Raw genomic sequence first — 19,629 nt, 5'->3', positions numbered from 1 at the left:
CCGACATTGTTTCAACTCTAGGCACACGAGGAGGCGCCGCCATGCGGGCCGAGATCGAAGCGGCCGCTGGCGAGATCAGAGAATCGCTGGCGCTGCTGAGGAGGCATCTTTGACTGGGATAACGCGCTGCGTCGTCTCGACGAACTGAACAATCTGGCGGAGGATCCCAAGCTTTGGGACGATCCCAACCGCGCCCAAACCATCATGCGCGAGCGCACCCAGCTTGAAACCTCGGTCACGGGGTATCGGGCGCTGGAGCGCGATCTGTCCGACAGCCTGGAGCTGATCGAGATGGGCGAGATGGAGGAGGACGCGACGGTGGTCGCCGACGCCGAATCCCAACTCTACGCCCTGCGCGAACGCGCCGCCAAGCTCCAGTTGGAAAGCCTGCTGTCGGGCGAGGCCGACGCCAACGATTGCTACGTCGAAGTGAACGCCGGAGCGGGCGGCACCGAGGCGCAGGATTGGGCGTTGATGCTGGTCCGCATGTACACGCGCTGGGCCGAACAGCACGGCTTCAAGACGGAATGGTTGGAAGAGAGCGCCGGTGAAGAAGCCGGAATCAAATCCGCCACCATCCAGATCAAGGGCCACAACGCCTATGGTTGGCTGAAGACCGAAGCCGGGGTGCACCGTCTGGTGCGCATCAGCCCGTTCGACAGCCAGGCGCGGCGTCAGACCAGCTTTTCCGCCGTCTCGGTGTCGCCGGTGATCGACGACAAGATCGACATCGAGATCAACGAGAAGGATTGCCGGATCGACACCTACCGCGCGTCCGGCGCTGGCGGTCAGCACATCAACAAGACCGACTCGGCGGTCCGCATCACCCACTTGCCCACCAACATCGCGGTGAGCTGCCAGCAGGAGCGCTCCCAGCACAAGAACCGCGCCAAGGCGTGGGACATGCTGCGCGCCCGCTTGTACGAGCGGGAGCTGAAGATCCGCGAGGACGCCGCCGCCGCCCTGGAGGCGACCAAGACGGACATCGGTTGGGGCCACCAGATCCGTTCCTACGTCCTGCACCCCTATCAGATGGTGAAGGATCTGCGGACGAGCGTGGAGACCTCGCAAAGTCAGGCGGTGCTTGACGGCGCGCTCGACCCCTTCCTGGAAGCGGCGCTGGCCTCCCGGATCAAGGGGCAGCTCGACGAGGATCTGGAGGGTTGATGACGAAAGCCCCTCTCCTTCGCAAAGGAGAGGGGCTTTTTTTCTGCGCGGCGCGGAATGGAATCGTCGTCCAGCGCGTTGGTGGCCTGTGTTCTGCTTAGATCGGGAGCGTTCGACCATGATCCGCCCTTTGCTCATCGCCCTGCTTGCGGCCCCGCTTGTGGTTGGGTCGTTGACCGTCGCCGCTCCAGCCTTCGCCGCGTCCTGTGGTCAGGGCAGCATGCCGCCGGACATGTTCAAGACCTACGTCGCCGGGGTGCAGGAGGCGTTGAACGAGCATGGGTTCAAGGCGGGCAAGGTCGATGGCAAGGCCGGTGGACAGACCGGGTCGGCCATCCGCGCCTACCAGCGCGCCGCCAAACTGCCGGTGGACGGCTGCGTCAGCAAGGAACTGCTCGACCATTTGAACTTCGTGCAGCCGAAAGTTTACGCGAACAAACGCCGATAAGCTCCCTCTCCCGTTTCGGGCTACAGTATTCACACATTTAGCAATCGCGGTAAGCATCTGAAATTGAATGGAAAAGCCCCTCTCCCCTCGCGGGGGAGGGGTTGGGGTGAGGGGGTGGAAGCTTAGATTTCCAACGGCCTTCAGCCGTCTGCACCCCTCAACCCAACCCTTCTCCCACAAGGGGAGAAGGGCTTTTCTTTCCAAACAGGAGCTTACCGTTCCGCAACATGTGTGAATGCCGTAGCCCAGGGCGGGAGAGGGAGACGGCGCGCGGTTCACTGGCCGATGAAGCTCAGATCCATGATGGATTTGGCGTCGAGCGTCTTGTCCACCTGACCTTCGGATTGCCAGAATTTCACCTGATTGACGACATCGTCGATCAGCAGCTTGGCGTTGGGGTCGACGTAGGGCAGACCGGCGGCGACGATTTCCGGTTTCTGCTTGGTCGCCTCGGCGATGATGGTCAGCAGCCCGTCGTAACCCGGCCCCTTGACCCGCGCGCCCGTCGCGTCCTTGACGTTGAAGGCCGCGTGGTATTCGGCCAGCGCCGTCTTGTAGGCGCGGACGAACTTCTCAACCACCGGGCGGCGGGTCTGAATGGTCTTCGGCCCGGTGAACAGGGCACCCAACTGCCAGGGCGTTTCATCGCCCGCCCAACCCAAAATCTGACCGGCGCCGTCGGCCGCCAACTGGCGGGCGACGGTGGAGGGCGCGATGATGGCGTCCACCTGACCGCCCTTGAAAGCGGCGACCATCTTCGGCACGTCCTGCAACGGCACCATGGTCACGTCCTTAACCGTGAAGCCGTATTTCTGGCCGAGAATGCCGATCATGTAGTGAAAGGTGGAGCCGATGGTGGTGATGGCGATCCGCTTGCCCTTCAGCTCCGACGGCTTGGTCAACCCGGCGGCGTGGGCGGCGTTGGTCGCCACATAGGCGCTGAGCGGAAAGCCCGGCTCGTCGCGGCTCTGCGCGGCGATCATGGTGATCGCGCCCTTGGCGGCGAGGTTGTAGAAGCCCGCCGTCAAGCCGGTGACGCCGAAATCCACGTCGCCCGAGGCCACCGCCACCGGCACCTGTTGGGCCGAGGTGAACATCGACAGGGTGACGTCCAGCCCCTCGCGCTCAAAATAGCCCTTGGCCTTGGCGATGAAGATCGGGCCGGAGGAGGACAGCGCCAGCACGCCGACGGACGTTTTTTCCAACGTCTGCGCGTGGATGGGCATCGCGGCGGCGGACAGAGCGGCGGCAGCGGCGCCCAACACGGCGCGCCGGGTCCAGCTTGCAAACGTCATGGTCGGGTTCCTCTCCGTAATATTTTTTGGTTGGTCAGCGGCATGGGGTCAGCGCCAGACCAGCAGGCGGCGCTCCAAAACCGACAGCAGCGTGCCGATGGTCAACCCCAGGGCGGACATGACCAGAACGCCCGCCAGCAGCGTGTCGGTCTGCATCAGGTTGCCCGCCATCAGCACGAAGGCGCCGATGCCGTACTCCGCGCCGATCATCTCGGCGGCGACGACCAGAATCAAGGCGATGGAGGCGGTGATGCGGAACCCGGCCAGAATCCCCGGCAGCGCCCCCGGCAAGACGATGGAGCGCAGGATCGACCGCCAGGGCAGGCCGAAGCTCTGCGCCATGCGGATCAAATTGCGCGGCACCGAATCGATGGCGCTGTAGGTGGCGATCACCGTGGGGAAGAAGACGCCGAAGCCGATGGTGGCGAATTTCGACGGCTCGCCGATGCCGAACCACAGGATGAACAGCGGCAGCAGGGCGATTTTGGGAATCGGGAAAAAGGCCGACACCAGCGGCACGCCGACGGCGCGCGCCAGCGATCCGACGCCCATGGCGAAACCAACGACCATGCCGCCCAGCGTTCCCAAACTCCAGCCAACGCCGATTCGCAGCAGCGAGGCCTTCAGGTTCAGCCACAGCGAGCCGTCGGCGACCATTCCAACCAGCGCCGCGCCGACCGCGCTGGGCGGCGGCAGAAACAGCGGGCTGGCCAAGCCAAGACGGCTCGCCCCTTCCCACAGGCCAATCAGCAGGGCGAAGGCGGCCAGCGCCGCCCAGGGGTGGCGGCGCACGGTGAAGCCGCCGCCGCGAAAGCGCACGGGCTGAGGGGCGGCGGCTGGGGCGGGGATGGTCTGCGGATCAGGCACGGGCGATCTCCCGGTCAGCCATTTGCGCTTCGGCCTTCATCAAGGTCCACAGCCGGGCGCGCACCTCGGCCAGATGGGCTTGAGCGGAGGCGTCCAGGCGGCGGTCGCGCGGCTCTTCGATGGTGACGATCTCGCGGATGCGGCCCGGACGGCGGCTCAGCACCACCACCCGGTCGGCCAGCCGCAGCGCCTCGTCCAGATTGTGGGTGACGTAGAGCGCCGTCGTTTTTTCCCGCCGCCACAAATCGAGGAAATCATCCATCAGCAACTCGCGCGTTTGGGCGTCGAGGGCGGACAGCGGTTCGTCCAGCAGCAGCATGGCCGGGCGCACGGCCAGCGCGCGGGCGATGCCGACCCGCTGGCGCATGCCGCCCGACAATTGCTTGGGCAACGCCTTGCGGAACTCCTCCAGCCCCATGCGGCGCAGACCGTCGTTCACCCGCTCGCGCCGTTCGGCGGCGGGCAGGGGGTGATGCTCCAACGCCAGGGCGACGTTGTCCTCCACCGTCCGCCAGGGCAGCAGGGCGAAATCCTGAAAGATGAAGGTGATCGGGTTCAGGCAGCCGTCGGGAACCGGCCCATCGACCGACACCCGCCCCGCCGTGGGGGCGACGATGCCCCCGGCGATGCCCAGCAGGGTGGATTTGCCGCAACCGCTGGGGCCGATGACCGCCAGCACCTCGCCCTCGTTCAGCGCCAGATCAACGCCGTCCAGCACGGTCAGGTCGTCGTAACGATGGGTCAGTTGGGAAATGAGCAGTCGCATCGCGCCCTTGCGGTCGTTCCGTTTCCGCCGTCGGTTCCGTCTGGTTCCGGGGGGAAGGGCGGCACTATAGCGCAATCAGGGCTGACGCATAGGTGCGTATGACGAACCAAAGCAAAGGACCAGCCGCGTGACGCGGCTGGCAAGGCGCTTTGGAGGAATTGTCCACGGAAGACCCGCAACAATCCTGATCCCGAGAGAAAGCAAAGCGCGTGCCGGGCGGCGAAGCGGAGAGAAAATGGCGGATTTCCGCCATCGGGGTGGAGCTGCGTCACGCCGACTGTGTGCGGTTTTGGACAGTGGGGCGAAAAGACTGACCGCCCAACCGGACAGATTTGCCGATCTTACGCGGCGCCGCCGCGCGCGGTCGGGTGGGCGGTCGGGGTGAAGGCCCGCAGATTGGCGGCGCAGCGGGCGACCGTCGCCTCGGCCTTGGCGTGGCGTTCGCTCAAGCCCGCGTCCTCCACCTCGTCCGGGGTCATCGCCTGCAACAGCACGGTCAGCGTGCGGACATAGGCGCGCAGCATGGCGGCTTCCTCGGGGAAGTCGGGCAGTCCGGCGGCGCTCAGCGCGTGCAGCGAGCGCAGTTCACTGTCCAGGGAATAGGCCGCCGATTCGATGGCCTGGAACGCTTTGGCCAGACGGACATGCTTCAGAACGATCACCTGACCCATGGCGGAACCTCCCAAACAAAACCCGAGAAAGAACCGACCGCAGAGGGGCTTGGAGCGGTCGGTTCAGTGCCCGGAGGAAACACGCCGACAGACGCGCTCGCTGCGTTTGCCGACGGACATCATCAAAGCAATGGTTGTGCCAACGGATGAACGAAGCGTGGATGCCTTGGAAACCAAGGGTTTTTCTGGGATGCCGCCTTGGCGAAACGGGAAAACCACACCGCGCCTCGTGCGGAATCGTCGTCAATTTGCGAATTCATCAGCATTTTGCAACGCGCGGATTTCGCATTTGTGATCCGCATCACGCGCAGAACGTCCCTGGTCCGCTTCGCTCCAGTCTGCTCAGCGTGAACGCATGGATGGGTGCCAAGCCGTGGTCGCCCGTTCCAGCAGGGCCAGCGCGCCGTAGAAACCCGACCCGGTGAGCGCCGCCACTGCGATGGTGGCCCAAACAATGTCGAGATTCATCCGCGCCACCTCGGTGGAGATGCGGAATCCCATGCCGACGACCGGGGTGCCGAAAAACTCGGCGACGATGGCGCCGATCAGCGCCAGGGTGGAGTTGATCTTCAAGCCGTTGAACAGAAAGGGCAGGGCGTTCGGCAGCCGCAGCTTGACCAAAGTCCGGCCATAGCCCGCGCCGTAGGAGCGCATCAGGTCCAACTGGATGCGTTCCGCGCTGGCCAGACCGGCCAGCGTGTTGATGAGCATGGGAAAGAAGGTCATCACCACGATGACCGCCGCCTTCGACGGCCAGTCGAAGCCGAACCACATCACCATGATCGGGGCGATCCCCACCACCGGGATGGCGCTGGCCAGATTGCCCAACGGCAGCAGCCCGCGCGCCAGAAAGGGCGCGCGGTCGGCCAGAATCGCCACGGCGAAGCCCGCCCCGCAGCCCATCAGATACCCGCGCGCGACCGAGGTCAGCACCGTCTGGCCGAAATCGTCCCACAGCACCGGGGCGTGCTGGCCCAGCGCTCCGGCGATCCGGCTGGGGGCGGGCAGCAGGATGGCGGGAACCTGAAAGCCCCGGACCAGAACCTCCCAAGCGACCAGCAGCCCCAGCCCGAACAGGCCCGGAACCACGACCGACCGCGTCCAGCCCGGCGCGGCGGACAGCGCGCCCAGCACCCGCCACAGCAGCAGGATGGCGGAGATCAGAAACAGCCACACCCCCCAGCCCGCCGACAGATCGACGCCTTCGTTCAGCAGATGCAGCGGCAGCAGCCACGCCATGACGACGCCCGCCAACTCGACCCAGGCGCCTTTGCGGCGCGAGGGCGCGGTGCGCCCGCCCACCACGGTCAGGACGACGCCGATCAGGAACATCGGGGCCATGGAGCCGCCGAACCAGGACAGGGCTTCGCCGTTTTGCGTTCCCACCGGCTGGGTCAGCGCCGCCAGGGTCGGCAGGACCAGGGCCAGCAGCCCCCAATCGACCGACGCGCCCAAGCTGGTCCGGTAGGCGCTGTTGTCCGGCCCGTTCGTCGTCTGGCTCATCGCGCTCCCCCCCGGCCCAGCAGGACCAACTCGACGCCGCGCACCACGGCGATCAACAGCACCGACAGCAGCGCCGCCATCACCAGCGCCGCCCAAATCTGCACGGTCTGTCCGTAGTAAGACCCGGACAGCAGCCGCGCGCCCAAGCCCGCTTGGCCGCCGGTCGGCAATTCGCCGACGATGGCCCCGGTCACGCTGATGGCGACCGACACTTTGAGGCTGGCGAACAAAAAGGGCAGGGAGGCCGGAAGCCGCAGCGACCAGAAGGCGCGCAAGCCCCCCGCCGAATAGGTCCGCATCAGGTCTAGCCACAACGGATCCGCCGACCGCAGCCCCTTGACCATGCCGACGGTGATCGGGAAGAAGCAGAGATACATGCAGATCACCGCCTTGGGCAGCAGGCCGGTGAAACCCAGATTGCCCAGAATGACGACGATCATCGGCGCGATGGCCAAGATCGGCACGGTTTGCGAGGCGATGACCCAGGGCAGCAGGCTGGCTTCCAGCGTGCGGGTGTAGACGATGCCGACGGCCAGAAGCGTGCCGAGAACCACGCCCATCGCCAGCCCGGTCAGGGCGGCCTGCGCCGTCACCCCGGCGTGGAACAGCAGATTGCGCGGGCTGGTCGGGGCGTACCCCGTCAGCGAGGTCCACAGCTCCGTCAGCACTTGGTCGGGCGTCGGCAGGATCGGGCGCTTCATGCCGTAGGCCTGCGTCAGCAGATCGGCGAAACCAAAGGGCTTGCCCGCGCGCGTCAACGCCTCTTCAGCCTGTGGCAGATTGAGCCACGCCGCCCCGGCGTACCAGACGACCAGCAGCAGCAAGGTCATCACGGCGACCGGAAGGACGGAGGGGGAAAGCCCGCGCTTAATCGTCATAGCTGTGGCCTTCCTTCAGCCCGTCGCGGACGCGGTGGGCGATGGCGGCGAATTCCGGCGATTCACGGATGTCCAGCGTGCGCTCGCGCGGTAGATCGCAGTCGATGACGTCGAGGATCCGACCGGGGCGCGGACTCATCACCACGATGCGGGTGGACAGGAAGACGGCTTCGGCGATGGAGTGGGTAACGAAGACGCAAGTTTTTCCGGTTCCGCGCCACAGTTGCGTCAAGTGCAGGTTCAGATGGTCGCGGGTGATTTCATCCAGCGCGCCGAACGGCTCGTCCATCAGCAGAAGATCGGGCTTCAGCGCCAGGGCGCGGGCGATGGAGGCGCGCTGCTGCATGCCGCCTGAGAGTTGCCAGGGAAATTTGCGCTCGAACCCGGACAGGCCGACGCGCTCCAACTCCTCCCGCGCGCGGGCCTGCCGTTCGGCGCGCGGCAGTCCCATGATCTCCAGCGGCAGCATGACGTTGCGCTCCACCGTCCGCCAGGGATAGAGGGCGGGGGCCTGGAACACATAGCCGTACAGCCGTTTCAACCGCGCCTGTTCCGGCGTCAGCCCCTCCACCGTGATGGTTCCGGCGGTGGGGCGCTCCAGATCGGCGATGACGCGCAACAGGGTGGTCTTGCCGCAGCCGCTCGGCCCGATCAGCGAGACGAAATCGCCCTTGGCGATGGTCAGGCTGACCTCGCTCAACGCCGTCACCGGCTTGCCGTCGGCGGTCGGGTAGATCAGCGACAGGTTTTTGGCCTGAACGATTGGCGCGGGATGGGCGGGCGCTTGGCGGACGGTCGCCCCGCTGGCGTGGGGCGGTGACGGGCTGTGCACGGAGGGGGGATCCTTCTTGCGCGGATCATGCGTGGGGCGTTCGTCACGCTAGCACCGACGCCGACGCGACGCCAGAGTCCCCAAACCTTACAAGAGGTTGCCGCCAGTCGGTTGATTTATCGGGGGAAAACAGAAAAAACCCCTGGACGGCGCGTCCACCCGCCCGCAGAGTCGCAGCCATGCGGTCCGCTTCCCAACCTTTGGAAATCACGCGTGAGGACAGCGCCGCCGGGGCTGTGTTCATCGCCACCCCGGCGGTCAGTCCGCGCATCCGCACGCGCTATCTCTTGATGGCGGGATTGCTGGCGATTGGCTTTATCGCGGGGGCCGGGCTGGCCCCCAATTACATCGCCACGATGCTGCAATGGTTGGCGGCCTTTTGCGCCGTGCCGGTTCTGCTGCTGTGGGTGGTGATGCTGACGGAGACGGTGCGGCGGCGCGCCGTGCGGTTGGGGGTGACGCCCGCCGGTCTGACGGTCGACGGCAGCCGCGTTTATCCGCATGAGGTGATTCGCGATCTGGCCTTATACCCGCTGGTCGGGGGGCGTCCGCTGTTCTTCGCCTGGATCGAGCCGGAGCACGCCTATGGTCACAAGGCCGAATTGGCGTTGGCGACCGGCGGCGTGATCGCCAACGACGCGGTCAAGGCGGCGATGAAGGCGGCGGGAAGCCGCCGGGTCCGGTTGGTCATGCACCGGCGCGGCGGACGGAAGGGCGTCGTTCTGGCGCGCGGCCTGAGCCTGTCGTCCGGGGAATCGCTGTTGGCGGCTTTGTCGGCGGAGTTGCGCGCGCACAGCCGATAAGCCGATTTCCCGCAAGCCAACCCGGATGGGGCGGGGCGGTCAATCGGTTTATCGGAGGGCGGTCAAACGCGTGTCGTCAAACGCGTGTCAGCGGCGCGGAATCGTCGGCAGTTCCGGCAGGTCTTCTTCCAGGATCGACATGTGCAGATCGTAGGAGACCTCGCCCTCGTCCACGTCGCGGTGCAGCGTGCCGATGAACTCGCCGTCGATGGAGACCTCCGCCGACTGACCTGCCTTGGCTGGCGGCTCGATCACGATTTTGGCGTTGCCGAGCGTCTTGCGCAGATAGGCCTGCACACGGGCGACTTCGGTGTCGGTCATCTTGGCGACGGTCGGCTTTGCGGGCGGCATGAGAGGGGTTCCTTTGAACGAATCGGAAAGCGCGTCATATAGGCGGCTTTGCCGCAAAGGAAAAGCGCAACCTGACGGAAGGCGGCGCAATCCTTGGACGCGGGACGCGAGGGGCCACGGGATGGGGCGAATGAGGGCGATGCTGCGACGTCTGGCGCTGGCCGTTTGGTTGGGCGCGGGGCTGTTTGACGGGGCGGCGCTGGCGGCGGAAAAATCGGCTTTGCCGCCCGGCGCTTACACGGCGGTTCGCTCCGGCATGATTTTCGAGCGTCCGGCGGTTGGCGCCCGTGGGGTGGCGGCGTTGGCGCCGGGGGCGGCGGTCACGGTGTTGGCCGCGCCGGGGGCTGGAAACTGGGTGAAGATCCGCGACGGGGCTGGCCGGGTCGGCTACGTCACCGCTGGAACATTGTCGGATCGTTGGGGGGAGCCGCCGCCGCCGGTGGCCGCCAAGGAACGTGGCGTGATCGAAACGGCTCCGGTCGCGAAGCCAGACGATTCCACGCCCGTCGCCCCGCCGTCCGACGAGGCCGAGACGATGCGGCGGCGCGCGGTTTTGGCGGCGGCGGAGGCCCGACGTGCGGCGGATCGCGCGCGGGCCGGGGATGACGGCGCCTTTTGGAGCTATGAGTTTCCCAACGGCGACCGTTACGACGGCTCCTGGTTGGCGGCGGGGGCGGCCTTGGCGCGTCCCCAGCGCCATGGTTTTGGCGTGTACCGCTTTGCCGGCGGCTCGCTTTACGAAGGGGAATGGACGGCGGATCTGATGGCGGGCTTGGGGGTCATGAGCTTTCCCGATGGCGGTCAATTCGCCGGGCAGTTCCGCGACGGAGAGCCGGATGGTTTGGGCGTTCACCATCGTGCCGATGGAGGTCGCAGCGCGGGCCGCTGGCGGGCTGGCGTCCGGCTGGCGGAGTGACCGATGATCTCCTACTTTTGGCGTGGATTTTGCTACGCCATTGGTCAGAGCAAGCGGGGATAGGCCCATGATGCGGAAGAAACTGGGGATGCGCGGCGTTGCGGCCGAGGCGGTTTTGCATTTTGCAAACCGGAACGCGATTCGCGGCGGAAAAAGCGCGTCGCGTTCGCATTTTGCAAATCGTCCGGCGACGGGCCGTCACTTGGAGCAAGCCTGCGCCAGTCTGCAAGACGCGGCGGTCGAGTTGGAAAGCGTGTTGTTCAGCGTGTCGGGTTCGACCGAACAGGCTGACTTGCACGAGGCCATCGGTTCAATCATGGAAACGCTGCAACTGATCGCCGCCACGCAAGCGCGGCTGGAGCCGTCAGCCGCCGCTGAGTGAGCGGTTCTGGACGCGGGTCAAGGCCATCAAACGAAAAGGGCGGACCCGATCATCGAGTCCGCCCTATTGGCGTCGCTATGATGGAAAGGGCGGCGCGCCGCCCGACCAATCATTCAGAAACGGTCTGCCAGAAGAAGAACAGGACGGCCAGAACCATGATTGCGATGTCCATGAGACGCTCCCGCTGATCGCTAGGGGGGATGATCGGTGTTCGACGGCCTCTATACGACAGTTTGGACCTGGGGGGCAGGGATTCCGTAAGGCTGCGGCCATTTGCGCAAAATTTTTTGCACCCGACTCGTCGCCGCATCGCTCTCCCGGACCGTCAAGCGTTCGTCAGTCGTCAGACGGCTTGTCTGGAGCTGGGTGAATGAGCTCATCGGGGGTAGCGGAGAAACATCTTGGATAATCAAAGATATGAAGAGATGGAAAATTGTTTGATGGGCGTCTTGTGGTTTCTGCCGATCACAAGCCTGCAAAGCGGTCTGACAGGCTTCGCCCTTCAACCAGAGCTGAGGCGGGATCTGGCGCGTTTTCTATGACTTTTGTTAGGGATTGCCCAACCCCCTGGATTTCTGGCAGAAAAAAGGCCGCTGAGACAGCGGCCTTGAGTTTAGGGAGGAAACGCCCAAGAAGGGCGAAGCAGCAATCGCTTGCTGCACTGCAAAAATAACAAAATCAGGGTTTCCCGCAAGCCCTTCTGGTCATCATGGGCTGCGCGGCGATGTTTGATGGCGATCTGTTGCCAACGCGCAACAGATCGCCAGACAATTTTCGTTTCTGCCGTTTTTTTGTGCGGCGGCGTTGAGTGAGGGCGTTCATCAAGGCTTTACCCCTGCGGCGTTAGGCTTGGGTTGTTCCCGCGTTTTGAAGGCCATGGCCATGGACATCGGTTCCGCCACCTCCTCCCCCTCGCTCGTTCAGCCGCAGGCGACCGCGCTCAGCGGTTTGCAAGACGCGCAGGCGCGGGTTTCCGATGGGGCGGAACAATTGGCGGCGGGCAACCTCGACCCGGCGGTGGTGCTCAGCATTTCCTCGGCCCAAGTCGATTTCGCCGCCAACGCCAAAGTGTTCGAGGCGACGCAGGAGAACACCAAGCGTCTGCTGGACATGTTCGCCTGACCGCGCGCCGTTCAAAAATCCTTACAAAGCCAGATAGGCCCGCTGCACCGACTCGTCGGCCATCAGATCGGCCATTGGGCCGGACCAGCGCACTTGCCCTTTTTCAATGACGCTCGCCCGGTCGGCCACCGCCGCCGCGAAGCCGACATTCTGCTCCGACACCAGAACCGACAAGCCTTCGGCCTTCAGGCGGCGCACCGCCTCGGCCATCTGGCGGACGATCAAGGGGGCCAGCCCCTCCGACGGTTCGTCGAGCAGAAGCAGGAACGGGTTGCCCATCAGCGTGCGGGCCAGGGTCAGCATCTGCTGCTCGCCGCCGCTCATCCGCGTGCCGCGTCGCCCGCGCAGCGCCGCCAGATTGGGGAACAGGTCGAACAGCTTTTCCGGCGTCCATTCCGGCGCGCCGGGGCGCGGCGGCTGACGCCCGACCGCCAAATTCTCCTCCACCGTCAGATCGGCGAAGATCCGGCGGTCTTCCGGGACATAGCCGACGCCCAACCGGGCGATGCGGTGGGGCGGCAGCCGGTCGATGGGCCGTCCGTCCAGCGTCACCCGCCCGGATCGCGCCTCGATCAGCCCCATGATCGCTTTCAGCGTCGTGGTCTTGCCCGCGCCGTTGCGGCCCATCAGCGCCACCACCTCGCCCCGTCCGACCGTCAGATCGACGCCGGTCAGAATGTGGGCGCGGCCATGCCAGGCTTGCAGCGACTCGGCGCGCAACAGCGGTTCGGGCGAGGCGGTTTGGACGGTTGCGGTTTGCGCGGTCACGCCTCGCCTCCCAGATAGACGGACTGGACGCGGGGGTCGGCGCGCACCGCGTCTGGCGGTCCTTCGGCGATGAGTTGGCCGCGATCCAGCACCAGCAGGCGGGTGGCGTGGCCGAACACCACGTCCATGTCATGCTCGGTGAACAGCACGGCCAACCCGCGTTCGCGCACCAGGGCGGCGGTCAAGGCCATCAGTTCCAGCCGTTCGGTCGGGGCCATCCCGGCGGTCGGCTCGTCCATCAGCAGAATTTTCGGGTCGCTGGCCAGCGCCATCGCCAGTTCGACCCGCTTCAGGTCGCCATAGGCCAGCACGCCGCAAGGGCGGTCGGCCTGCGCCGCCATGCCGACGCGGTCAAGCAGGGCCAGCGCCTCCGCGCGGAACTGGCGGGCCGCCGGTCGCCACAGGCCGAACAGGCGGCGGGCGCGCGACAGCAGAACCATCTGCACATTCTCCGCCACGCTCATCGAAGCGAAGGTCGCGGTGATCTGGAAGGTCCGCCCGACTCCCAGCGCCCAAATCCGGCGCGGCGGCAGCCCGACCAGATCGGTTCCGTCCAACCGGACGCTGCCCTGATCGGGGCGAAGCTGGCCGTTCAGCAAATTGAAGCAAGTGCTTTTCCCGGCGCCGTTCGGCCCAATCAGCGCCAGAAGGTCGCCCGACTCCAGCGTGAAGGACACGCCGCGCACCGCCTGCACGCCGCCGAAACCGCGCCACAGATCGCGCACCTCCAGCCGACTCATGACCGCCCCCGCAGCCCGGCGAGGAAGCCGACGATCCCCCTGGGGAACAGCAGCACCAGCGCGACGATGACCAGCCCCAGCAGCAGGCGCCACCAATCGGTCGCCCGCATCACCTGTGTTTCCAGCAGATGGAACAGCCCGGCCCCGGCCAACGGCCCGCTGACCGTTTGCACGCCGCCCATCAGCACCATGACCAGCGCGTCCACCGACGCCGGAACCGCCATCAGGGTGGGGAAGACGCTGCCCTTGGCGAAGGCGTACAGCCCCCCGGCCAGCCCCGCCGCCGATCCGGCCAGAGCGAAGGCGAACCACTGATGCCGCCGCACGTCGATGCCCACCGACTCGGCGCGCAGGCTGGAATCCCGCCCGGCTCGCAGGGCGTAGCCGAAGGGGGCGAAGGCGGCGCGGCGCAGCAACCCCAGCGCGCCCGCGCACAGGCCCAGCGTCAGCCAATAATAGACGGCCTTGCCGCTGGCCCAACCGGACGGCCACACCCCCAAAACGCCGTTGTCGCCGCCGGTGAAGCCTGACCATTGGAAGGCGACCGACCAGGCGATTTGCGCGAAGGCCAAGGTCAGCATGGCGAAATACAGCCCCGACCGCCGGACGCAAAACCAGCCCGCCGCCACCGCGCCCAGCCCGGCGACCAGCGGCGCGGCGGCCAGCGCCAGCGGCATCGGCGCGCCCAGATGCTTGACGACCAGCGCCGCGCCATAGGCGCCCAGGCCGAAATAGGCGGCGTGGCCGAAGGACACCAGCCCGCCCAACCCGATCAACAGATGCAGGCTGGCGGCGAACAAAGCGAGGATCACCGTTTCGGTCAGCAGAATGACGGCGTAATCCCCAGCCACCAGCGGCGCCGCCGCCAGCAGGGCGAGCAGCCCCAGCGCGGCCCAGCCGACTCCGCGCCCGGCGACCATCGGCGGGGCGTGCGCGGCGGCGGCGCTGGGCGGCGCGTCCTCCGCCCGGCCCAGCAGCCCGTGCGGGCGCAGGATCAACACCACCGCCATGAACAGGAACACCAGGACCAGCGTGATTTGCGGAAACACCAGAATGCCGAAAGCCTGCAACTGGCCGATCAGCAGCGCGGCGAGAAAGGCCCCGGTCAGGCTGCCCATGCCGCCCACGACGACGACGACGAAGGCCTCGACGATGATGGCCATGTCCATGTGCAAATTCACCGCCTCGCGCGGGACTTGCAGCGCCCCGCCCAACCCGGCGAGCGCCGATCCGAGAAACAATACGCCGGTGAACAGCCGCGCCGGATCGACGCCCAGGGCCGACGCCATGTCGCGGTCCTGCGTGGCGGCGCGGACCAGCACGCCCCAGCGGGTGCGGGTGAACAGCAGCCACAGCAGCGCCAGCACCAGCGGCCCCAACCCGATCAGCATCAGGTCATAGAGCGGGAAGGGCTGGCCGAGAATCTCGACCGATCCCTTCAACCCCGGCGCGCGGCGGCCCAGCAGATCCTCCGGCCCCCACATCCAGGCGACGACGTCTTGCAGAATCAGCACAACGCCGAAGGTGCCCAGCAGTTGGAACAGTTCGGGCGAGCGGTACAGCCGCCGCAGCAAGCCGACCTCCATCGCCGCCCCCAACGCCCCGGCGCCCAGGGCCGCCGCCGCCACGCTGGCCCAGAAACCGCCGACGGTTCCGCCGAACCGCTCGATCAACGACCAGCCGAGATAAGCCCCCAGCATGTAGAGCGAGCCATGGGCGAAATTGACGATCCGGGTGACGCCAAAGACGATGGTCAGCCCCGACGACACCAAAAACAGCGTGGCCGCCGTGGCGAGTCCGCTGAGAGACTGGACGAGCAGGAAGGACATGGGCCGTGCGGGGGCTTGCGATGTTTGCGGCGCCCCCTCCCTAACCTTCCCCCGCGTTGCGGGAGAGGGGATGGACGCCGCTGTTCGGAAAGGCCCCCTCTCCCGCGCAGCGGGGGAGGGCTGGGGAGGGGGCCGGTGGCGCGCGCCCTTATTCCGCCGGGCGCAGCGCCCGCACGGCCTCGTCGCTTGGCAGATAGGCCGCGCCGTCGGCGTAGCGCCAGTTTTTCATCGTGCCGCGCCCGTCCTTGACCGTCGTCGCCCCGACATAGGCGCCCATCGTCGCCTGATGGTCCGACGCGCGGAAGGTGATGGGGCCGAAGGGGCTGACGATGGACAGGCCGCTCAGCGCCGCCGCCAGTTTTTCCGGGTCGGTCGAACCGGCCTTGTCCACGGCGGCGGCGATGGCCTTCAGCGTGCTGTAGCCGACGACCGACCCCTGGCGCGGCGCTTCCTTGAAACGCGCGCCGTAGGCGTCGCGGAAGGCCTTGTGTTCGGGCGTGTCGATCTGGTCCCAGGGGTAGCCGGTGACGATCCAGCCCTCCGGCGCCTCGTCCTTCATCGGTTCCAGATATTCCGGCTCGCCGGTCAGCAGGCTGACGACCGCGCGGTTCTTGAACAGCCCGCGCCCCTCGCCCTCGCGGACGAATTTGGCGAGGTCGGCGCCGAAGGTGACGTTGAAGATCGCCTCCGGGTTGGCGGCGGCCAGCGCCTGGACGGTCGGCCCGGCCTCCAGCTTGCCTTGGGCGGGCCATTGTTCGGCGACGAACTCGACGTCGGGGCGTTTCTCTTTCAGCAACTGTTTGAACCACGTCACCGCCGATTGGCCATATTCGTAATTCGGCGCGACGGTGGCCCAGCGCTTGGCGGGCAGCTTCGCCGCCTCCTCCACCAGCATCGCCGCCTGCATGTAGGTGCTGGGGCGCAGACGGAAGCTGTAGCGGTTGCCCTTGCTCCAGGTGATGGCGTCGGTCAGCGGTTCGGCGGCGACGAAGGGGATTTTGTTGCGCGCGGCGAAATCGGCGACGGCCAGCCCGATGTGCGAAAAATAGGTTCCGGCCAGCAGATCGACCTTCTCGTTGCTCAGCAACTCTTGCGCCACCCGCACGGCGTCGTCGGGCTTGCCGGCGTCGTCGCGCGAGACGACCTCCAGCTTGCGCCCGCTGAGCAGGCCGCCCTTGGCGTTGATCTCCTCGACGGCGAGCTGCCAGCCCTGGCGGTAGGGAATCGTGAAGGCGGGCAGGCCGGTGTAGCTGTTGATCTCGCCGACCCGCACCGGGGGGGATGGGGGGGCCGCTTGCGCGAAGGCCGGTTGGCTTCCGACCGGAAGGGCGGCGAACAGCGCGACGGCGCTGGCGCCCAGCAGCGAAAGGGTGTGGCGGCGGTTCATCATCGGCGGGCGTCCCGGCTTGGGGTGACGGTGAGCGAACGGCAGTCGTCCCCAGAACAATTCCGGGTCAACCGCGCGCCCTGCGTTCATAGCAAACCCGGCGCAAAAGTCACCGTCTAGAACGCGCGCGCCCCGTCGTCACATCAACCGCTGAAGCAAATCCAGGAACTGCGCGCGCTCGTCCGGCGACAGCGGTTCCAGCGTGCGGTCGTGGGCGACCATGGCGTTGTGCATCCGCTCAACCACCAGGGACCGACCGATTCGCGTCAATTCCACGCTGGTGCGGCGGCGGTCCTGCGGATCGGGATTGCGCTCCACCAGATTGCGTTCGACCAGCCGCAGGATGACGCCCTGCGTCGTCGCCGGGTCCATGTAGGTCAGGCGGCCCAACTGGTTTTGCGACAGGGCGCCTTCGCTGTGCAGCGTGGCCAGCGCCGCCCACTGGGTCGGCGTCAACTGCGAGTCGCCGATGGCGTCGAGGAAGATGGCCGACGCGCGCTGATGGGCGCGGCGAAGGCGATGATGCACCTGAACGGCCAATTGAAAGTCGTCGGGCGGCGGTCGGCCAATGTCGTCCATGAGCACACAAGAAGCAAAGCGCGTCCGCCTTCGCGCCGGGACGAAGGCAAGGCGGGACCGGAACACGCCGCCCGGCGGCGAAAAACGGCGGCGCGTTGACTCGCGCCTTGTCCGTCCTTCAGTGCGCTCCATTAGAGAACAGCGTAGGAAGGCAACAGGCCAAGAGCAACCTTCGCAGATGCGGCATAGAGCCACAGTGATGGCGTCGTCATTGGAGCTGAGGACAGAAAATTTGGCGCGGAATAAGGGGGAATCCTGATTGAACCGGCCATGGTCTTTGTGCGGCGATTGCGAACAGCAGACGTTTGGGGGGGCGCTATGCTTTTCGCCATAGCTCGCGCTGGTGTGTCGCCTTTGTCAGAACCGTCGGGAATGGAGCGCAGAAATCATGCGGATCTTGCCGCGCCGCCGCCGGTTGGACACGCGAAAGCCCCGGCGAAATCGCGCGGGGCTTGCAAAAATGATGGCGGTTCCATCGAAGAACTGGTGCCGGATACAGGAATCGAACCCGTGACCTTCTGATTACAAATCAGCTGCTCTACCAGCTGAGCTAATCCGGCGTCCGCAGCGGGGCGGAGGCGCACATTAGCGCCGCGCCGCGCCGGGAACAAGGGTTACGAGCGCAAACGCGCCACCTCGTACAGCGCCACCGCCGTGGCGTTCGACACGTTCAGGCTGCCGACCGGCCCCATGGTGGGCAGACGGGCGATGGTGTCGCAGCGTTCCATGGTCAGGCGGCGCAACCCGCTGCCCTCGGCCCCCATCACCAAAGCGGTTTTGCCGGTCAGATTGAGCTGGGCCAGAGTCTGCTTGCCCGACTCGGCCAAACCGACGCTCCAGAACCCGGCCTGCTGAAGGTCGGTCAGGGCGCGGGCGAGGTTGCCGACGCGAATCAGCGGCACGGACTCCAGCGCCCCCGACGCGCTTTTCGCCAGCACGCCGGTGGTTTCCGGGGCGTGACGTTCCGTCACCACCACGGCCTTGGCGCCAAAGGCGGAGGCCGAACGCAGGATGGCGCCGACATTGTGCGGGTCGGTGACTTGATCCAGGACAACGATGACCGCTTGGGGTTGCTCCGCCAACTCGTTGCACAGATCGTCGATGTCCAACTCCGGCAGCGGGGCGGCGTCGATGGCGACGCCCTGGTGGACGGCGCCCGGCGGCAGCATGCGGTCGAGGTCGGCTTTTTCGACCAGGGTCAGGCCGGGACGGGTCAGCCCCGCCGTCCGCGCGGCGTTGATCGTTCCCTCCAGCGCCGCCCGTCCGGCCTCGGTGGCGAGCAGGCGGTGGACGCGCCGTTCCGGGTTCGCCCAGGCGGCGGCGACCGGGTGCAGGCCATAGAGCAGAACGCCCTGCGCCCCGCGCGGAGCGCCCGAGGATTTCCCCGTGGGGCGACCGGAGGTTTGGGCGGACGAAGAGGGTTTGGAGCGCGTCATGAGTCTCACAGGCGAGGGCGGGGGCGTGGCGGCGACCGCAAGGGGTCGGTTCATTTTTCTGGTGTGAACTCCTTTTTGTTTGTTGACAAGGGTCGAAAAATCGCGATAGTGCCGAACTCCGCGACGGGCACAGCCTGGAGCGGAATGGAAGGGTGGCCGAGTGGTTAAAGGCAGCAGACTGTAAATCTGCCCGCGTAAGCGTACACTGGTTCAAATCCAGTCCCTTCCACCATTTACTTTCCACGGCTTGTCCGTGATCGTGTTGCCCCGGACGGTCGCGCCGGCGGGATGGCTCGGCGGGTGTAGCTCAATGGTAGAGCAGAAGCCTTCCAAGCTTACGACGGGGGTTCGATTCCCCTCACCCGCTCCAACCCGCGCGCGCCTCGGTACGAACGATCTCGGCCGGGCCATTGTGTGCGTCCGGAACGTCGGGAACGAAAGACCAAAGCGATGGCGAAGGCAAAGTTTGAGCGGAACAAGCCGCACTGCAACGTTGGCACGATCGGCCACGTCGACCACGGCAAGACGTCGCTGACGGCGGCGATCACGAAGGTGCTGGCGGAATCCGGCGGCGCGACCTTCACCGCTTACGACCAGATCGACAAGGCGCCGGAAGAGAAGGCGCGCGGCATCACGATCTCGACGGCGCACGTCGAGTATGAGACGGCCAACCGCCACTACGCGCACGTCGATTGCCCCGGCCACGCCGATTATGTGAAGAACATGATCACCGGCGCGGCGCAGATGGACGGCGCGATCCTGGTCGTGTCGGCGGCGGACGGCCCGATGCCGCAGACGCGCGAGCACATCCTGCTCGCCCGTCAGGTCGGCGTTCCGGCGCTGGTCGTGTTCATGAACAAGGTCGACATGGTCGACGACGAAGAGCTGC

General features: G+C 66.4%; 21 protein-coding genes and 3 tRNA genes. 9 read left to right on the top strand and 15 right to left on the bottom strand.

The window, feature by feature from the left end; all coding sequences use genetic code 11:
* The first annotated feature begins 41 nt into the window (after nt 1–41).
* Nucleotides 42–1,167, top strand: a protein-coding gene (gene prfB / locus ACODS4_RS07360; protein WP_488862201.1) for a peptide chain release factor 2 whose coding sequence is annotated in 2 segments (ribosomal slippage) — nt 42–110 and nt 112–1,167 — 1,125 coding nt in all. Because the reading frame shifts where the segments join, the coding sequence is not laid out codon by codon here.
* 118 nt (nt 1,168–1,285) lie between these two features.
* Nucleotides 1,286–1,615 (top strand): peptidoglycan-binding domain-containing protein, encoded by a 330-nt coding sequence (locus tag ACODS4_RS07355; RefSeq protein WP_488862199.1) that lies wholly within the window; start codon nt 1,286–1,288, stop codon nt 1,613–1,615.
* Nucleotides 1,616–1,890: 275 nt separating this feature from the next.
* Here ACODS4_RS07355 and ACODS4_RS07350 read toward each other — a convergent pair whose 3' ends face one another.
* The 7 genes from ACODS4_RS07350 to ACODS4_RS07320 all read right to left on the bottom strand — a co-directional run bounded on the left by ACODS4_RS07350 (nt 1,891) and on the right by ACODS4_RS07320 (nt 8,358).
* Nucleotides 1,891–2,910, bottom strand: a complete 1,020-nt coding sequence (locus tag ACODS4_RS07350; protein WP_488862197.1) for an ABC transporter substrate-binding protein — start codon at nt 2,908–2,910, stop codon at nt 1,891–1,893.
* 48 nt (nt 2,911–2,958) lie between these two features.
* The gene (locus ACODS4_RS07345; RefSeq protein WP_488862195.1) at nt 2,959–3,777 is read right to left on the bottom strand and encodes an ABC transporter permease; all 819 of its coding nucleotides are present in this window, start codon (nt 3,775–3,777) and stop codon (nt 2,959–2,961) included.
* On the bottom strand, nt 3,770–4,543 hold the full coding sequence (locus tag ACODS4_RS07340) for an ABC transporter ATP-binding protein (RefSeq protein ID WP_488862193.1): 774 nt from the start codon (nt 4,541–4,543) through the stop codon (nt 3,770–3,772). Before ACODS4_RS07340 ends, ACODS4_RS07345 begins: the two co-directional genes overlap by 8 nt.
* Nucleotides 4,544–4,884: 341 nt before the next feature.
* Entirely contained in the window at nt 4,885–5,214 is a 330-nt protein-coding gene (locus ACODS4_RS07335) for a hypothetical protein (protein WP_488862191.1), read from the bottom strand.
* Nucleotides 5,215–5,556: 342 nt separating this feature from the next.
* Nucleotides 5,557–6,717 carry an ABC transporter permease gene (locus tag ACODS4_RS07330; protein WP_488862189.1) on the bottom strand — a complete coding sequence of 387 codons (1,161 nt, stop codon included), beginning with the start codon at nt 6,715–6,717 and terminating at the stop codon, nt 5,557–5,559.
* The gene (locus ACODS4_RS07325; RefSeq protein WP_488862187.1) at nt 6,714–7,595 is read right to left on the bottom strand and encodes an ABC transporter permease; all 882 of its coding nucleotides are present in this window, start codon (nt 7,593–7,595) and stop codon (nt 6,714–6,716) included. Before ACODS4_RS07325 ends, ACODS4_RS07330 begins: the two co-directional genes overlap by 4 nt.
* Nucleotides 7,585–8,358, bottom strand: a complete 774-nt coding sequence (locus ACODS4_RS07320; RefSeq protein WP_488862652.1) for an ABC transporter ATP-binding protein — start codon at nt 8,356–8,358, stop codon at nt 7,585–7,587. The genes ACODS4_RS07325 and ACODS4_RS07320 overlap by 11 nt, the downstream gene beginning before the upstream one ends.
* 248 nt (nt 8,359–8,606) lie before the next feature.
* Between ACODS4_RS07320 and ACODS4_RS07315 the strand changes: the two genes are divergently transcribed.
* A complete protein-coding gene (locus ACODS4_RS07315; RefSeq protein WP_488862185.1) occupies nt 8,607–9,230 on the top strand; it encodes a hypothetical protein in 624 nt (207 codons plus the stop codon).
* 87 nt (nt 9,231–9,317) lie between these two features.
* Here ACODS4_RS07315 and ACODS4_RS07310 read toward each other — a convergent pair whose 3' ends face one another.
* A complete protein-coding gene (locus ACODS4_RS07310; RefSeq protein ID WP_298373910.1) occupies nt 9,318–9,581 on the bottom strand; it encodes a DUF3126 family protein in 264 nt (87 codons plus the stop codon).
* A gap of 130 nt (nt 9,582–9,711) precedes the next feature.
* Between ACODS4_RS07310 and ACODS4_RS07305 the strand changes: the two genes are divergently transcribed.
* From ACODS4_RS07305 to ACODS4_RS07295, 3 genes are all read left to right on the top strand, one after another.
* Nucleotides 9,712–10,497, top strand: a complete 786-nt coding sequence (locus ACODS4_RS07305; protein ID WP_488862183.1) for an SH3 domain-containing protein — start codon at nt 9,712–9,714, stop codon at nt 10,495–10,497.
* A gap of 67 nt (nt 10,498–10,564) precedes the next feature.
* Entirely contained in the window at nt 10,565–10,879 is a 315-nt protein-coding gene (locus ACODS4_RS07300) for a hypothetical protein (RefSeq protein WP_488862181.1), read from the top strand.
* An 882-nt stretch (nt 10,880–11,761) separates the two neighbouring features.
* Nucleotides 11,762–12,001 (top strand): hypothetical protein, encoded by a 240-nt coding sequence (locus ACODS4_RS07295; protein ID WP_488862179.1) that lies wholly within the window; start codon nt 11,762–11,764, stop codon nt 11,999–12,001.
* 21 nt (nt 12,002–12,022) lie between these two features.
* Here ACODS4_RS07295 and ACODS4_RS07290 read toward each other — a convergent pair whose 3' ends face one another.
* From ACODS4_RS07290 to rlmB, 7 genes are all read right to left on the bottom strand, one after another.
* Nucleotides 12,023–12,769 (bottom strand): ABC transporter ATP-binding protein, encoded by a 747-nt coding sequence (locus ACODS4_RS07290; RefSeq protein ID WP_488862177.1) that lies wholly within the window; start codon nt 12,767–12,769, stop codon nt 12,023–12,025.
* Nucleotides 12,766–13,509, bottom strand: a complete 744-nt coding sequence (locus ACODS4_RS07285) for an ABC transporter ATP-binding protein (RefSeq protein ID WP_488862175.1) — start codon at nt 13,507–13,509, stop codon at nt 12,766–12,768. The genes ACODS4_RS07290 and ACODS4_RS07285 overlap by 4 nt, the downstream gene beginning before the upstream one ends.
* Complete coding sequence (locus ACODS4_RS07280; RefSeq protein ID WP_488862173.1) at nt 13,506–15,338, bottom strand: ABC transporter permease; 1,833 nt, start codon at nt 15,336–15,338, stop codon at nt 13,506–13,508. Before ACODS4_RS07280 ends, ACODS4_RS07285 begins: the two co-directional genes overlap by 4 nt.
* A gap of 148 nt (nt 15,339–15,486) precedes the next feature.
* A complete protein-coding gene (locus ACODS4_RS07275; protein WP_488862171.1) occupies nt 15,487–16,728 on the bottom strand; it encodes an ABC transporter substrate-binding protein in 1,242 nt (413 codons plus the stop codon).
* A gap of 135 nt (nt 16,729–16,863) precedes the next feature.
* Nucleotides 16,864–17,304 carry a MarR family winged helix-turn-helix transcriptional regulator gene (locus ACODS4_RS07270; RefSeq protein ID WP_488862169.1) on the bottom strand — a complete coding sequence of 147 codons (441 nt, stop codon included), beginning with the start codon at nt 17,302–17,304 and terminating at the stop codon, nt 16,864–16,866.
* 484 nt (nt 17,305–17,788) lie between these two features.
* Nucleotides 17,789–17,864, bottom strand: a tRNA-Thr gene (locus ACODS4_RS07265).
* Nucleotides 17,865–17,918: 54 nt separating this feature from the next.
* Nucleotides 17,919–18,794: a 23S rRNA (guanosine(2251)-2'-O)-methyltransferase RlmB gene (rlmB, locus tag ACODS4_RS07260; protein ID WP_488862166.1), complete on the bottom strand. Its 876-nt coding sequence runs from the start codon at nt 18,792–18,794 to the stop codon at nt 17,919–17,921.
* A gap of 92 nt (nt 18,795–18,886) precedes the next feature.
* Between rlmB and ACODS4_RS07255 the strand changes: the two genes are divergently transcribed.
* From ACODS4_RS07255 to ACODS4_RS07245, 3 genes are all read left to right on the top strand, one after another.
* A tRNA-Tyr gene (locus ACODS4_RS07255) sits at nt 18,887–18,972 on the top strand.
* A 64-nt stretch (nt 18,973–19,036) separates the two neighbouring features.
* Nucleotides 19,037–19,110: transfer RNA gene (locus tag ACODS4_RS07250), tRNA-Gly, on the top strand.
* 80 nt (nt 19,111–19,190) lie between these two features.
* Nucleotides 19,191–19,629 (top strand): GTP-binding protein (locus ACODS4_RS07245; RefSeq protein WP_488862164.1); only part of this gene is annotated, 439 nt, incomplete at its 3' end.

Source organism: Azospirillum sp. FG154, assembly GCF_057809575.1.
This window is presented reverse-complemented; position numbering and strand designations above follow the sequence as displayed.

Excerpts from the sequence above, each read along its gene's own strand:
- ACODS4_RS07355 (WP_488862199.1), top strand. The coding sequence starts at position 1,286 with ATGATCCGCCCTTTGCTCATCGCCCTGCTTGCGGCCCCGCTTGTGGTT.
- ACODS4_RS07350 (WP_488862197.1), bottom strand. The coding sequence starts at position 2,910 with ATGACGTTTGCAAGCTGGACCCGGCGCGCCGTGTTGGGCGCCGCTGCC.
- ACODS4_RS07340 (WP_488862193.1), bottom strand. The coding sequence starts at position 4,543 with ATGCGACTGCTCATTTCCCAACTGACCCATCGTTACGACGACCTGACC.
- ACODS4_RS07335 (WP_488862191.1), bottom strand. The coding sequence starts at position 5,214 with ATGGGTCAGGTGATCGTTCTGAAGCATGTCCGTCTGGCCAAAGCGTTC.
- ACODS4_RS07330 (WP_488862189.1), bottom strand. The coding sequence starts at position 6,717 with ATGAGCCAGACGACGAACGGGCCGGACAACAGCGCCTACCGGACCAGC.
- ACODS4_RS07325 (WP_488862187.1), bottom strand. The coding sequence starts at position 7,595 with ATGACGATTAAGCGCGGGCTTTCCCCCTCCGTCCTTCCGGTCGCCGTG.
- ACODS4_RS07315 (WP_488862185.1), top strand. The coding sequence starts at position 8,607 with ATGCGGTCCGCTTCCCAACCTTTGGAAATCACGCGTGAGGACAGCGCC.
- ACODS4_RS07310 (WP_298373910.1), bottom strand. The coding sequence starts at position 9,581 with ATGCCGCCCGCAAAGCCGACCGTCGCCAAGATGACCGACACCGAAGTC.
- ACODS4_RS07305 (WP_488862183.1), top strand. The coding sequence starts at position 9,712 with ATGAGGGCGATGCTGCGACGTCTGGCGCTGGCCGTTTGGTTGGGCGCG.
- ACODS4_RS07300 (WP_488862181.1), top strand. The coding sequence starts at position 10,565 with ATGATGCGGAAGAAACTGGGGATGCGCGGCGTTGCGGCCGAGGCGGTT.
- ACODS4_RS07295 (WP_488862179.1), top strand. The coding sequence starts at position 11,762 with ATGGACATCGGTTCCGCCACCTCCTCCCCCTCGCTCGTTCAGCCGCAG.
- ACODS4_RS07285 (WP_488862175.1), bottom strand. The coding sequence starts at position 13,509 with ATGAGTCGGCTGGAGGTGCGCGATCTGTGGCGCGGTTTCGGCGGCGTG.
- ACODS4_RS07280 (WP_488862173.1), bottom strand. The coding sequence starts at position 15,338 with ATGTCCTTCCTGCTCGTCCAGTCTCTCAGCGGACTCGCCACGGCGGCC.
- ACODS4_RS07275 (WP_488862171.1), bottom strand. The coding sequence starts at position 16,728 with ATGATGAACCGCCGCCACACCCTTTCGCTGCTGGGCGCCAGCGCCGTC.
- ACODS4_RS07270 (WP_488862169.1), bottom strand. The coding sequence starts at position 17,304 with ATGGACGACATTGGCCGACCGCCGCCCGACGACTTTCAATTGGCCGTT.
- rlmB (WP_488862166.1), bottom strand. The coding sequence starts at position 18,794 with ATGAACCGACCCCTTGCGGTCGCCGCCACGCCCCCGCCCTCGCCTGTG.